Source organism: Variovorax sp. 38R (assembly GCF_014843395.1).
GTDB lineage: Bacteria > Pseudomonadota > Gammaproteobacteria > Burkholderiales > Burkholderiaceae_C > Variovorax > Variovorax paradoxus_H.
The window spans coordinates 5,577,475-5,590,816 of sequence record NZ_CP062121.1 but is presented as its reverse complement, the minus strand read 5'-3'; the positions used below and the strand labels follow the sequence as shown (position 1 = coordinate 5,590,816).

The 13,342-nt window shown below is 67.0% G+C and carries 8 protein-coding genes; 1 reads left to right on the top strand and 7 read right to left on the bottom strand.

All coding sequences use genetic code 11. From position 1 onward, the window contains the following. The 7 genes from IG196_RS25945 to IG196_RS25915 all read right to left on the bottom strand — a co-directional run bounded on the left by IG196_RS25945 (window position 1) and on the right by IG196_RS25915 (window position 8,350). Window positions 1-1,485 (bottom strand): N-acyl-D-amino-acid deacylase family protein, encoded by a 1,485-nt coding sequence (locus IG196_RS25945; protein ID WP_192193614.1) that lies wholly within the window; start codon window positions 1,483-1,485, stop codon window positions 1-3. 20 nt (window positions 1,486-1,505) lie between these two features. Further along, window positions 1,506-2,801, bottom strand: a complete 1,296-nt coding sequence (locus IG196_RS25940) for an amino acid deaminase (protein WP_192193613.1) — start codon at window positions 2,799-2,801, stop codon at window positions 1,506-1,508. Further along, window positions 2,798-3,775 (bottom strand): ABC transporter ATP-binding protein, encoded by a 978-nt coding sequence (locus IG196_RS25935; protein ID WP_192193612.1) that lies wholly within the window; start codon window positions 3,773-3,775, stop codon window positions 2,798-2,800. Before IG196_RS25935 ends, IG196_RS25940 begins: the two co-directional genes overlap by 4 nt. Window positions 3,776-3,932: 157 nt before the next feature. Continuing rightward, the gene (locus IG196_RS25930; protein ID WP_192193611.1) at window positions 3,933-4,970 is read right to left on the bottom strand and encodes an ABC transporter ATP-binding protein; all 1,038 of its coding nucleotides are present in this window, start codon (window positions 4,968-4,970) and stop codon (window positions 3,933-3,935) included. Further along, on the bottom strand, window positions 4,970-5,809 hold the full coding sequence (locus tag IG196_RS25925; protein WP_101488680.1) for an ABC transporter permease: 840 nt from the start codon (window positions 5,807-5,809) through the stop codon (window positions 4,970-4,972). Before IG196_RS25925 ends, IG196_RS25930 begins: the two co-directional genes overlap by 1 nt. Before the next feature lie 3 nt (window positions 5,810-5,812). Next, window positions 5,813-6,754, bottom strand: coding sequence for an ABC transporter permease (locus IG196_RS25920; RefSeq protein ID WP_192193610.1), 942 nt, complete (start codon window positions 6,752-6,754; stop codon window positions 5,813-5,815). 9 nt (window positions 6,755-6,763) lie between these two features. Next, on the bottom strand, window positions 6,764-8,350 hold the full coding sequence (locus tag IG196_RS25915; RefSeq protein ID WP_192193609.1) for an ABC transporter substrate-binding protein: 1,587 nt from the start codon (window positions 8,348-8,350) through the stop codon (window positions 6,764-6,766). Between the two features lie 227 nt (window positions 8,351-8,577). Here IG196_RS25915 and IG196_RS25910 point away from each other — a divergent pair, with 227 nt between their 5' ends. Further along, entirely contained in the window at window positions 8,578-13,314 is a 4,737-nt protein-coding gene (locus IG196_RS25910) for an RICIN domain-containing protein (protein ID WP_192193608.1), read from the top strand. Window positions 13,315-13,342: the final 28 nt, after the last annotated feature.

Below are 13,342 nucleotides of genomic sequence, written 5' to 3'. Positions count from 1 at the left end.
TCAGTTCGCGGCGCGCGCCTGCCGTGTCAGCATGCGCCCCGCGCGCGCGCGCACCCGCGCCTCGCTCGCACCGCGGTACGCGAGCACGCCGTTCACGAACACGCGTTCGATCCCTTCGCTCACGCCCAGCGGCTGGTCGTAGGTCGCGGTGTCGGTGATGGTCTCGGGATCGAAAACCACCACGTCGGCCATCGCGCCGACACGCAGCAGGCCGCGATCGGCGATGCGCAGGTTGCGCGCCGTCATGCCCGTCATCTTGTGCACCGCCTGCTCCAACGTGAAGAGCTTGCGCTGGCGCCAGTAGCGCGCGAACACGCGGGGGAACGCACCCCACAGCCGCGGGTGCGGATGGCGGTCGTGCGGAAGGCCGTCGCTGCCGATCATGGTGCGCGGATGTGCGATGACTCTTTCGACGTCTTCTTCCTGCATCAGGAAATAGCAGGCACCGCCGGGCTTCAGGCGCAGGCTGGCTTCCTTCTCGGTGGTGCCCCACTCGCGCGCGATGTCGGCGATGAGGCGGCCGGTCATCTCGGGGTGGGGCTCGGACCAGGTCAGCAGCACGTCGATCACGCCATCGACCATGTCCTCGCGCAGCACGGTGGAGCCGGCCACGTAGGGGTAGACGTCCATCGCGATTTCCTGGCGCTGCGACAGCGCGTCGATCAACGGCAGCGTCTCTTTGGTGCGGCCCCAGTTGGCCGGGCTTGCGCATTTATGGTGCGAGATGATCAAGGGCACGCCGGCCTCGAACGCCGAGTCACCGGCCTCGTGCATCGCCTCGATGATCTGCTGCATCTCGCTGCGCAGGTGGGTGGCGTACACGCCGCCGTGGCGTGCCACGACGCGTGCGAGCGCGGTGACTTCCTCGGCCGGCGCGGCAAATGCTTCTTCGTAGAACAGACCCGACGACAGGCCGTGCGCGCCCGCGGCCATGCAGTCGTCGAGCAGCGCGGCCATGTGCGCGAGTTCGTCTCCGTTCGCGGGTCGGTCGAGTGCCTGCATTGCCGCGAAGCGCAACGTGGTGTGGCCCACGAGCGCGGCCACGTTGAGCGCAGGCTGCGTCGCATCGACGGCCGCGCGGTACTCGGCCATGGTCGCGTGCTTGAACGAGTCGGCGCCCAGCAGCGTGAGCGGCGGCTTCGACTGCGGCGTGCGGTACGGCGCCAGCGAGATGCCGCAGTTGCCCGTAACCACGGTGGTGATGCCCTGCGACACCTTGGGCAGGCACAGCGGATCGCGCAGCACGATGGCATCGTCGTGCGTGTGCGCGTCGATGAAGCCGGGCGCAATCACCTTGCCGCGGCAGTCGACCACGTCGACGTCTGCGATGTTCAGGCCCTCGGGCAGCCGCGTGCGCAGGCCTTCGCCGAGTGCCACGATGCGGTCGCCCTGCAGCAGCACGTCGCCGGGCCACGAAGGGCCGCCAGAGCCGTCGACCACGAGGCCGCCTTCGAGCAGCGTCGCACCGTTCTTCTGTGTGTTCATGGATGGATGCGTCGCCTTGCTTAGAAGTGAATCACGACTGCATCGCTCACGCGGTAGTCGTTCTCGACCACAGGCATCCAGTGCCACTTGTCGAAGGTGGTGCAGGGGTGCGAAATGCCCAGGCCCACACGGTCGCCGACGACCGGGGCTTGCGCTTCGTCGTTCGCGTCCCAGCGCAGGTAGGCGTGCTGGTCGTTCAACGCGGTGACCTTCCAGCTGGCGGGCACCGCATGCGACTGCAAGGCACCGCGCGCCGCGTGCGCAATGGGGATCGGCATCGACATGTCGAAAGAGATGTCGCGCTTGCCGACTGACAGGATCGCCAGGCCCGGCTCGGGCCGCGACTGTACGTTGGCCCAGACCTCCATCGCCGGCGTCAGCCCTTCGCCGCACTCGCACCCCATGCGCTCATCTGCCACGTTCACCATGCGCTTGTAGAAGCCATGGTCGTGCGTCACGTAGCAACCCGAACGCAGCAGGCCGCGCACCGGCGAGCCCAGCGCAGGCTTGAGCCGCCCGGCCACGAGGTCGAAGATCGCCGAGCCACCCGCCGAGACCAGCACCTCGTCGGTCTCGAAGAGTTGCTGCGTGTCGCAGTGGCGCGCGACGGCTTCGATCCGGTCCATCAGTGCCTTGGCAAAGGCCGTGTCCTGCTCGGTGGACCCGGTGGCATTCAGGCCTTCGTAGCTCTCGATGCCCACCAGCTTCGCGGCGCTGCTGGCACGCACCGCGCTGGCCACGGCGATCGCTTCGTCGTGCGTGCGGCAACCGGTGCGCCCGCCGTCGATGCCGATCTCGAGCATCACCTCGAAGGGCACGCTCGCGGGGTTGCGCCTGGACCAGTCTTCGATGAGCGCCAGCTGCGCAATCGAATCGATCAGGAACACGACGCGCAGGCCGGCATGCGCGCGCAGCAGCATCTGGATGCCGGCCAGGTCTTCGTCGCTCACGACCTGGTTGGCGATGAGCGTGCGACGCACGCCCGCGGCCACGCCCACGGCGAGCTGGGTGACGGTCGCGAAGGTCAGGCCCCATGCTCCCGCATCCAACTGGCGCTGGAAGAGCTGCGGCGACATCGTCGTCTTGCCGTGCGGCGCCAGATCGATGCCCCATTCGCGCACGCGCGCCTGCATCCATTGGAGGTTGTGTTCGAGCGCTTCGCGCTTGAGCACGGCCAGCGGCAGCGGAAGGTCACCGGCCAGCACGTTCCAGCCGGCGGCGCCGACTTCACTGCGCCGGCGCGGCGGCTGGGTGCGCGGATAGCCCTTGAAGTTGCTGCCCAGCAGCGGATCGTTGAAGTTGTCGGTCATGGTCATGCGGCGATGTTGGAGAGCAGATCTTTTCGGAGGCAGGCGCGGTAGTGGCCCGCCGAGATTTCTTCGAGGGCGGGCACGGTCTGGGCGCAAGCCTCGAAGGCGTGCGGACAGCGCGTGCGGAACACGCAGCCCGAGGGCGGCGAGATCGGACTGGGGATGTCGCCCTTCAGGGCAATGCGCTCGGTGGCCATCTCGGGATCGGGCTTCGGGCTCGCGGCCAGCAGCGCCTGAGTGTAGGGGTGCGAGGGGCGTGCGAACAGTTCGTCGGTGGTGGCGACTTCCATCACCTTGCCCAGGTACAGCACCACCACGCGGTCGCACAGGTACTCGACCACGTCTAGGTCGTGCGAGATGAAGAGCATCGTCAGGCCCAGCCGCTCGCGCAGGTCGGCCAGCAGGTTGATGACCTGCGACTGGATCGAAACGTCCAGTGCCGACAGCGGCTCGTCCGCCACGATGAACTCGGGCTCGACCGCGAGCGCGCGTGCCACGCCGATGCGCTGGCGCTGACCACCCGAGAACTCGTGCGGGAAGCGGCTCGCGTGCTCGGGGCGCAGGCCCACGGTCTCCAGCAGCTCGGCGATGCGCTTGTCGCGCGCGGCTGCGCCCTTGTGCAGCCCGTGCGTGGACAGCGCCTCGCCGAGGATGGCGCTGATGCGCATCTTCGGGTTCAGGCTGGCGTACGGGTCCTGGAAGATGATCTGCAGCTTGCTGCGCAGCTTGCGCATGCGCTCGCCCGAGAGCGTGCCAATGTCATCGCCGCGGTACAGCACCTGGCCCTCGGTGCGCTCGACCAGGCGCAGCACGGTGCGCCCGATGGTGCTCTTGCCCGAGCCCGATTCGCCGACCAGGCCCAGCGTCTCGCCGGGATGGATCGCAAACGAGACGTCATCGACTGCACGCACGGGGCGATCGCTGCTGCCGAAGTACTTCTTGAGGCCGCGGACTTCAATGAGGGGGACGGCGGTAGTCATCGTGGGCGTGTGGTTTTAGCTCCCTCCCCTTCCGGGGGAGGGTTGGGGTGGGGGCACGACGGCACGGGATGAAGCACTGCGCCGAACGAACGCCGCTTGCCCCCATCCCAGCCTTCCCCCGGAAGGGGAAGGAGCAACACGCCAGGTGGTGCGCTTCTCATGCGACCCTCGCGAGTTGGGCATCGGGCTGCACGCGCACGCAGCGCGCCTGGCGGTCCTGGCGGATGTCGATCAACGGCGGCATCGCACTGCAGCATTCAGGCAGCGCCTGGTCGCAGCGCGGCTCGAAGGCGCAACCGGGTGGCGGCGCCAGCGGACTCGACACCTGCCCGCGAATGGCGAACAAGCGCTTGGGCTTGGGTTGCCCAGGAACCCGCGCCTTGCCCGGCAGACAGGCCAACAGGCCCTGCGTGTACGGGTGCTCGGGCTGCGCAAAGAGAGGCCGCACGGGCGCTTGCTCGACCACGCGACCCGAGTACAGCACCACCACATCATCGGCATGGTGCGCCACCACGCCCAGGTTGTGCGTGATGAACAGGATGCTCATGCCCGTCTCGGCCTGCAGCCGGCGCATCAGCTCCAGGATCTGCGCCTGGATGGTCACGTCCAGGGCGGTGGTGGGCTCGTCGGCGATCAGCAGCGTCGGGTCGCAGGCCATGGCCAGCGCGATCATCACGCGCTGGCGCATGCCGCCCGAGAGCTGGTGCGGGTACTCGTGGATGCGTTGGGCGGCAGCCGGAATCTCGACCAGCTCCAGCATGCGCAGCGCATGGGCCAATGCCGCCTTGCGGTCTAGCCCCTTGTGCAGGCGCACGCTCTCGGCAATCTGCTCGCCGATGGTGAAGACCGGGTTCAGGCTCGTCATCGGCTCCTGGAAGATCATCGACAGCTGGTTGCCGCGCAGCGAGCGCATCTCGCGCTCACCGATCTGCAGCAGGTCGAGTGTCTTGCCTTCGCGGGTGACGAACGAGGCCGATCCGCTGACCTGTGCATTGGCGGTCTTGGGCAGCAGTCGCATCAGCGTGAGGCTGGTGACCGACTTGCCCGAACCCGATTCGCCGACCAACGCGGTGGTCTTGCCGGGCTGAATGGAGAAGCTCACATCGGCGACCGAACGAATCAGACCGTCCTCGGTGGGAAAGCTGGTGCTCAGGTTCGTGACCGTGAGCCGTGGGGTATTCGTGGCGTTGTTCATCACGAGGTCTTCTTGAGCTTCGGATCGAGCAGGTCGCGCACACCGTCGCCCAGCAGTTGCAGCGACAGGGCCGTGAAGATGATTGCCAGGCCCGGGAACAGCACGACCCAGAAGGCCTGGTGCGCGTACTGCTGGCTGCCGGCGACCATGGTGCCCCAGGTGGGGATCTCAGGCGGCACGCCGACGCCCAGGAACGACAGGCCCGCTTCAGCCAGGATGGCGTACGCAAAGATGAACGACACCTGCACGAGGATCGGCGACATCAGGTTCGGCAGGATATGGCGCCACAGGATGCGCGAGGTGCGCACACCCAGGGCCCGCACGGCTTCGACGAAGAGCAGCTCGCGCACCACCAGGGTCGAGGCCCGCACCACCCGCGCGACACGCGGCGTGTAGACCAGCACCAGCGCGAGCACGGTGTTCATCAGCGAGGGGCCGAGGATGGCCACCAGCGCGATGGCCAGCAGGATGTCGGGGAAGGACATCATGGCGTCGACCACGCGCATGAGCGGCGTGTCGAGGCGGCGGAAGAAACCGGCCATCAGGCCCAGTACGGTGCCGGCGATGACCGAGCCCAAGGCGGTGAGCGCTGCGATGGCCAACGAGTAGCGCGCGCCGTGCACGATGCGCGCGTACATGTCGCGCCCGAGTTCGTCGGTTCCGAGCAGGTGTTCGGCGCTGGGCGCCTTCAGGCGCTGCAGCACTGCCGTGTCGTTCGGGTCGGCGGACGCAAACAGCGGCGCACCCACAGCAAGCACGGCAATCACCAGCAGCACCAGGGCGGAGACCATCACGATGCGGCGGTGCATCAGCTGGCGGAGCATTCGAGGCATGCGCATCGTTCAGACCTTCACGCGCGGATCGACGACGGCATACAGCAGGTCGATCGAGAAATTGATGAGCACATAGATCGCGGCAATCACGAGCAGCGCGCCCTGGATGACGGGGTAGTCGCGCCGCAGCACGGCGTTGACCACCAAATTGCCCACGCCCGGCAGGCCGAACACCGTTTCGGTGATGACGGCACCGCCGATCATCAGAGCGACGGTCAGGCCGATCACCGTGACGATGGGCACCAGGGCGTTGCGCAGTGCGTGCTTGAGCACCACGGTGCTCTCGCTCAGGCCCTTGGAGCGTGCGGTGCGCACGTAGTCTTCACCGAGCACGTCGAGCATCGAGGCGCGCGTGAAGCGGATGATGAGCGCGGAGTTCAGCAGGCCCAGCACGGTGGCCGGCAGCACCAGCGCATGCAGCCGCTCGGAAAAGGGGGCATCGGGCGCGCCGTAGCCCGACACCGGGAACCACCCGAAGGACACCGCGAAGATCTGGATCAGCACGATGCCCATCCAGAAGCTGGGGATGCTGGCACCCAGCATCGCGATGCCAGTGAAGAACTGGTCGACCACGCGGCCACGGAACACGGCCGAGACGATGCCGCAGGGCACGCCGATGAGCGCGGCGATGGCCACCGCCAGAAGCGCCAGCAAGGTGGTCGGCTCGGCGCGCTCCCACAGCGCCTGCGTGACCGGGCGCTGCAAAAAGATCGAGGTGCCCAGGTTGCCCTGCAGCACTTCGCGCAGCCAGTAGCCGAACTGCACGGGCAGGGGTTTATCGAGCCCGTAGTCCTTTTGCACGCGGGCGATGTCGGCGGCGGTGGCCTGGTCGCCCAGCAGCACGGAGATCGGGTCGCCCGAGGCCGCGCGGGTGAGCACGAAGACCAGCACGGCGACCAGGGCCAGCACGGTGAGCATGCCGGCGAAGCGCGAAGCAATGAAACGGAACAAACGCGCCTCCTACTTGATCTTCACATTCCAGAAGAACGGCCAGTTCGTGGGTTGGTAGTTGTCCAGCGCCGGGCTCTTGGCCGAGAGGGCGTTGAACTTGCCGACGCTGATGTACGGCACCTCGTCGTACACCACCTGCTGCACCTTGCCCCACAACGCACCGCGCTTGGCCGGGTCGCTCTCGGTGTTGAAGGCGCTGAGCGAGGCCTTCTTGGCGGGCGAGTCCCACCAACCTGGTGCACCGTCGCCCAGTTGCGGCGGCGACAGCATCGGCTCGGGGAACAGCCCCGAATGGGTGATGAAGATTTCCCACAGCCGCGGGTCGTTGCGGCGCTGGGTGAGCGTGGCCCAGTCGACGACGTTGAGATCGACCTTGAAGCCGGCGCGCTTGAGCTGCTCGGCCATCAGGAGCGACATGTTGTAGTGAAAGTCGTACTGGCGGCTGGTCAGCACACGGATCGGCTCGCCCTTGTAGCCGGCCTTGGCCGCAGCATCCTTCGCCTTGGTGGCGTTGCGCTGGTTGTACTGGTCGGCACCGGCCGCCGAGTAGAACGGCGAACTCTTGGGGAAGTGGTTGGCTTCGGCGATGAAGAAGCGCGTGTCGCCGAAGCCTGCTGCGAGCATCTCGCCCTGGCCCATCGCGGTCTGCAGGGCCTGGCGCACGGCCTGGTTGGCGAGTGCGCCCTCCTTGGTGTTGAAGACCACCAGCGGAAAGCCGAACGCGGGCGTGATGATCGGCAGCGTCTTGCCACTGGCTTTTTCCAGCCGCGGCAGGGCTTCCACCGGCAGCAGGTCGGCAAAGTCGTACTGGCCCGCGAGTGCGCCTTCGACGCGCGTGCTGGCGTTGGGCACCGGCACGAAGCGCAGCTCTTCGATGACCGCTTCGCGCTTGCCGCCATAGCCGCTCGCAGGCTCCTTGCGTGCGCTGTACTTGTCGAAGCGCGTGAGCAGCACGAACTGGTCGGGGCGGCGCTCCTTGAACTTGTAGGGGCCGGTGCCGACGAAGTCCTTCAGCGGCGAGGCCATCGATTCCTTGGCCATCATCGCAGCGGTGCCATTGCTGGGCAGTGCCAGTTGCGAGAGCAGCGGCGCATACGGCGCCTTCAGCACGATCTCCACGCCGAGCGGGCCCTTGGCCTTGAGGCTCTCGATTTCCTTGCCCACGGCCTTGCCGCGCGGCGACTGGTCCATCCAGCGCTGCAGGCTGGCGACCACATCGTCGGCCGTGAGCTCGCGCCCGTTGTGCAGCGCCACGCCCTTGCGCAGCGTGATCGCATAGGTCTTGCCGTCCGCGGAGATCTTGGGCATGCCCTCGGCGAGCATCGGCACCACGTTCCACTTGGCGTCGAAGGTGTAGAGCGTCTCGTACACGTGCTGCATGATGGTTCCGACCAGGTCGGCCGTGGAGGCCATCGGGTCGAGCGTCTGCGGCTCGGCCACCATCGCCAGTGTGGCGAAGTTGCGCGGGCCTTGTGTCTGGGCCTGTGCACTCGGGTGGGGCAGCGCGGCACACAGCATCGCGAGCAAAGAAGCGCCCAGCAGGCTGCGCTTCGACAGACGGGGCAGGCGCTGGACAACAGGACCGGCGTGAGACATGGGGTGTTCCTTCATGGGCGATCGGTGGGCAATGAATTCACTTTTTCAGGCCCGAACTTTGAAGCACAACCCATGCCAAAACATCACCATTTACCCTGAGCAACGATCTAAATATTCGAACCCTCCCTTCGAAATTCAATGCCGTTCTCGCATCGATCCGCTGCTAGATTCCGGTCGAATCTTTTCCCACCGAAAGATGGCGTCCGATCGAATTTGCGAGGATGAAAATGAGCACCAAGAAAGTTCTTGTGGTAGGTTTTCTGTTCGGCTGTGCGTTGCTGACGCATGCGGCGATCACCGGGGTGAACCCCCTCGACACGATCAGGAAGGCCGCCACCAGCATGGCCTCCGCGGCCGCTGAACTGGTGGCCGATCCGCTGCCGCTGCAGGGCCCCGGACTGGGCAACCTGACCTACGCGCAGGCCGAGCTGTTCAAGCCCATCTCGATGATCAAGGAAGAGGTGGACACCGGCGTCGGCGCAGGCACCGGCGCCGATGTGCCGAAGATCCCCGGTGGCAGCGTGACGCATCCCACCGCCGGGTACACCAAGTACCACTACGGCCAGAACGTGGGCCTCATGATCAACGGCTACTTCCTGACGACGTTCACGCCCGACGGCGGGTTGGGCCCGGGGGGCTTCTTGCTCTACAACGTGTCCGATCCGCGCAACCTCCAGCTCGTGAAGCGCATCTACGAGCCGGACGGCCGCACCAAGGAACTGAGGGAGCCGCATTCCATCGGCATCGCCACCATCGGCGGCAAGCAGTACGTTGCCGTTCCCAGCGTTTTCGGCATCGAGTTCTGGGACTTCACCGACATCAACAACATCCAGCAGGTCAAGAAGCTGGTGCTGCCCAACGTCAACAAGGGCGACTACAACAACGTGAGCTGGCAGCTCTGGTGGCAGGCGCCCTACCTGTACGTGGCGGCGGCGGAGCAGGGCGTGTTCGTCATCGACGCGGCAGACCCCGCGAACGCACAGCTCGCGAACCGCGGCGCCGGCAAGCCCAACCCGATACCGACCGGCGAGCTCGGCGGCTTTCGCGTGGGGCCGATCTTCACCATGGGCAACCACATGGTGCTGACGTCCATGACCAACACCAGCGGCTTCGCCAGCCTGGACATTTCAGACCCGCTGAATCCCAAGGTGCTCGACGCCGTCGCTGGCTCTACGGCCAGCTACTACTCCACCTGCTTCGACGGCAAGAAGGTCTACGCCTCTGCGCAGGAGAGCGGCGGCAAGATGTACGGCTACGACCTCAGCGACCGATCGCGCTTCGTGGCAGAAGACAACCGGCTGGTGATCAACCAGCAGCTGTACTGCAGCACGCAGGACAACTTCGTTTTCCAGGGCGCGCAGAACTACATCCACAAGGTCGATGTGAGCAACCCGCTCAACCATGTCGAGGTCGGGCGCGGCGGACTGTTCGCGCCGACGCACCCCGATTTCTCGAGCTCCGACCACGGCCAGGTGTCGCCGTTCGGCAACTTGATCTACGTCGGCAACGACCACGGCTCGGGCAGCGGTTTCATCGTGCATGCGGTGGACCCCGACCTCACCAAACCCGAAGTGAAGCAGGTCTCGCCCGTGAACGGTGCGAAGCAGCAGGCGCTCACGTCGCGCATCGGCCTGGGCATGACCGACAGCATCCTGCCGGAGAGCGTGAACGCCAACACCTTCATCGTGCGCGCGGTGGGCGGCAACACGCTGGCGGGCACCTACAGCGTGCAATTGGGCATCGTCAACTTCCACCCCGCGCAGCCGCTGCAGCCGGGCACCGCCTACGAGGTGTTCCTGCCCGCCAACGGCCTGAAGGACTATGCGGGCAACGCCATTGCCGCTGACTACCGCTCCACCTTCAACACCGGCAATGCCAACGACATCAACCTGATGCACCACTGGGCACTGACGGGCAACCTCGGTGACCAGATCAGCGCCAACAACGGCACCGCCGCCACCGGCGACGCCTTCGAGAGCATCGGCCTGAACTTCGCGAACCGCACCACGGGTGTGCAGCTGAAGAACGACAGCGTGTCCACCACGCTGGGCGGCACGGCCTCGCTGAGCTTCTACATGAAGACCACGCAGGCGGGCGGTGCCAGTTCGTGGACCGCGCCCGGCATCTTCGGGCGCGACCAGTCGCCGGGCGTCGACGACGTGTTCTGGGGCTGGCTCGACAGCACCGGCAACATCAAGCTGTCGGTGGGCGACCACGCGGGCACGCGCTCGCAAAGCGCCGTGAACGACGGCAACTGGCACCACGTGGTGCTCACGCGCGACGCGGCCTCGGGCGCGCAGGCGGTGTACGTGGATGGCGTGAAGACCACGTCGACCGGGCCCACCGGCACCAAGGGCCTGACGACCAAGTTCCAGCTGCTGGGGCAGATCCAGGGCAACGCCGCACTCTTCAAGGGCACGCTGGCCGAGGTGCGCGTGTACGCCCGCGTGCTCGGCGACAGCGACGTGGCCGCGCTGCGGGCGCAGGCCGTGATCGGCGATCCCGGCATCGTGGGCGCACCGAAGATCGTCAACGGCCAGCTGAGCTTCAACCCGGCCACGCTGGGCGCCACCGGCGCGCAGTTCCGCTGGAACTTCGGCGATGGCACGCAGAGCGCGTACGCCTCGCAACCCGGTGTCACGCACACCTACAGCAGCCCCGGCCACTACACCGTGACGCTGACGGTGAAGGCCGCGAACGGCCAGGAGACCTTCTACACCTACAACCTCACGGTGATCGCACCCGTCACGGCGGCGGCGCCCACGCACACGACCAACATCGCGGGCGATGCGAACTCGGTGTATTCGGTGAATCCCGACAGCGGCACGGTGGCCGCCATCAATGCCGAGACCTTCGCCAAGCGCTGGGAAGTGCGCGTGGGCGACGAGCCGAAGACGCTGGCGGTGGGCCCCGACGGCCGCATCTGGGTCACGGTGCAGGGCGAGGACAAGCTGGTGGCGCTCAACGCAGCCGACGGCACGCTGTCGACGACGGTGCCGCTCGCCTACGGCAGCGGCCCTTACGGTGTCGTCTTCACGCCCAATGGCACCAAGGGCCTGCTGACGCTGGAAAGCAAGTCGGCGCTGGTCAGCTTCGACCCGACGACCGGCGCCGCCACAGGCACGCTCGCCCTGGAAGGCAGCGTGCGCGGCATCGCGGTCGATGCGAGTTCGCAGTCGGCCTACGTGACGCGCTTCAAGTCGAAGATGACGGGCGGTCAGCTGCACAAGGTGAACCTGCAGAGCTTCAGCAGCGCCACGCCGATCGCGCTGGCGGTCGACACGACCACGGTGGACACCGAGGCCGCATCGCGCGGCGTGCCCAACTACCTGAGCCAGGTGGTGATCTCGCCCGACGGCGCGCGTGCGCTGCTGCCTTCGAAGAAGGACAACATCGTGCGCGGCACCTTCCGCGACGGCCTGCCGCTGGAGCATGACAAGACCGTGCGCTCCATCCTGTCGCAGGTGAACCTGCAGACGGCCGCGGAAGTGTTCAGCGAACAGCTCGACTTCAACGACCGCGCCCCCGCGCGCGCCGCGCTGTACTCGCCGGCCGGCGACTACATCTTCGTGGCGCAGATGGAAGGCAACCGCGTGGCCATCGTCGATGCCTACAACCGCTCGGTGCGCGGCGAGATCAACGCCAGCAGCGCGCCGCACGGCCTGTACCTCGATGCGGTGCGCAAGCGCCTGTACGTGAACAACTTCCTGGCGCGCTCGGTGTCGGTGCACGACGTGGCGCAGGTGCTGTCGTCGGAGTCGGCCGCCCCGGCCTTCCTGCAGAACGTCACCACGGTGGCGCAGGAGCCGATGGCCGCCGCGGCCTTGCGCGGCAAGCAGGTGTTCTACAACGCGTCCGACCGGCGCATGAGCATGAACAACTACATGTCGTGCGCGAGCTGCCACGCCGATGGCAGCGACGACGGCATGGTGTGGGACTTCACGCAGCGCGGCGAGGGCCTGCGCCGCACCATCAGCCTGCAGGGGCGGCGCGGCACGGGCCACGGCAAGCTGCACTGGACGGCCAACTTCGACGAGGTGCAGGACTTCGAGCACGACATCCGCAATGAATTCGGCGGCACTGGCTTCCTGACCAACGCCGACTTCTCGGCCACGGGCGACCCGCTCGGCGTGCCGAAGGCGGGCCGCAATGCACAGCTCGACGATCTCGCGGCCTACCTGAACTCGCTGAACAAGTACATGCGCAGCCCGGCCCGCGCGGCGGACGGCAACCTCAGCGTGGACGCGGTGCGCGGCCAGACCGTGTTCAACACGGCGCAGTGCGCAACGTGCCACACGGCCGGCAGCCTGCGCGACGGGCTGAGGCACGACGTGGGCACGGTCCAGCTCTCGTCGGGCAAGGGCAGCAACCAGCCGCTGGCCGGCGTGGGCTTCGACACCCCGACGCTCTACGGCACCTGGAGCAACCCGAGCTTCTTCCACAACGGCCAGAAGGCCACGCTGCAGGACGTGCTCACGGGCGGCCACGGCAATGCCTCGGGCCTGCCGGCGGCCGATGTGCTGGCACTCGGCGAGTTCGTGAAGTCGCTCGACACGGCGCCGGCGGTCGACACGCGCATCCGCTCGGAGGTCAGCAACCTGTGCATCAACGTGTCGGGCGGCTCGACGGCCAGCGGTGCGACGGTGGTGCAGTGGGCCTGCGGCAACGGCAACAACGAGACCTTCACCGTCAACAGCAGCGGTGGCTACACCCAGTTCGTCGCGAAGCACAGCGGCCTGTGCCTGGCGCAGGGCAATACCAACGCCGGCGGCGGCCCGCTGGTGCAGCTGGCGTGCACGGCGGGCGCGGCCACGCAGTGGAGCGTGGTCGGGGCGACGCTGCGCAACCGGGTGTCTTCCGGCGCGTGCCTCGATGTGCCGGGCTCGACCACCACGCAAGGAACGGCGCTGTCCACCTACACCTGCCATGGCGGGGCCAATCAGCGCTGGAGCCAGATTCCCTGAGCGCTTCTGCGCCTTCTCTCTTTTTCTC

Bases quoted from the DNA above. Each gene is read 5' to 3' on its own strand.
- IG196_RS25945 (WP_192193614.1), bottom strand. From the start codon at position 1,485: ATGAACACACAGAAGAACGGTGCGACGCTGCTCGAAGGCGGCCTCGTG.
- IG196_RS25940 (WP_192193613.1), bottom strand. From the start codon at position 2,801: ATGACCATGACCGACAACTTCAACGATCCGCTGCTGGGCAGCAACTTC.
- IG196_RS25935 (WP_192193612.1), bottom strand. From the start codon at position 3,775: ATGACTACCGCCGTCCCCCTCATTGAAGTCCGCGGCCTCAAGAAGTAC.
- IG196_RS25930 (WP_192193611.1), bottom strand. From the start codon at position 4,970: ATGAACAACGCCACGAATACCCCACGGCTCACGGTCACGAACCTGAGC.
- IG196_RS25925 (WP_101488680.1), bottom strand. From the start codon at position 5,809: ATGCGCATGCCTCGAATGCTCCGCCAGCTGATGCACCGCCGCATCGTG.
- IG196_RS25915 (WP_192193609.1), bottom strand. From the start codon at position 8,350: ATGTCTCACGCCGGTCCTGTTGTCCAGCGCCTGCCCCGTCTGTCGAAG.
- IG196_RS25910 (WP_192193608.1), top strand. From the start codon at position 8,578: ATGAGCACCAAGAAAGTTCTTGTGGTAGGTTTTCTGTTCGGCTGTGCG.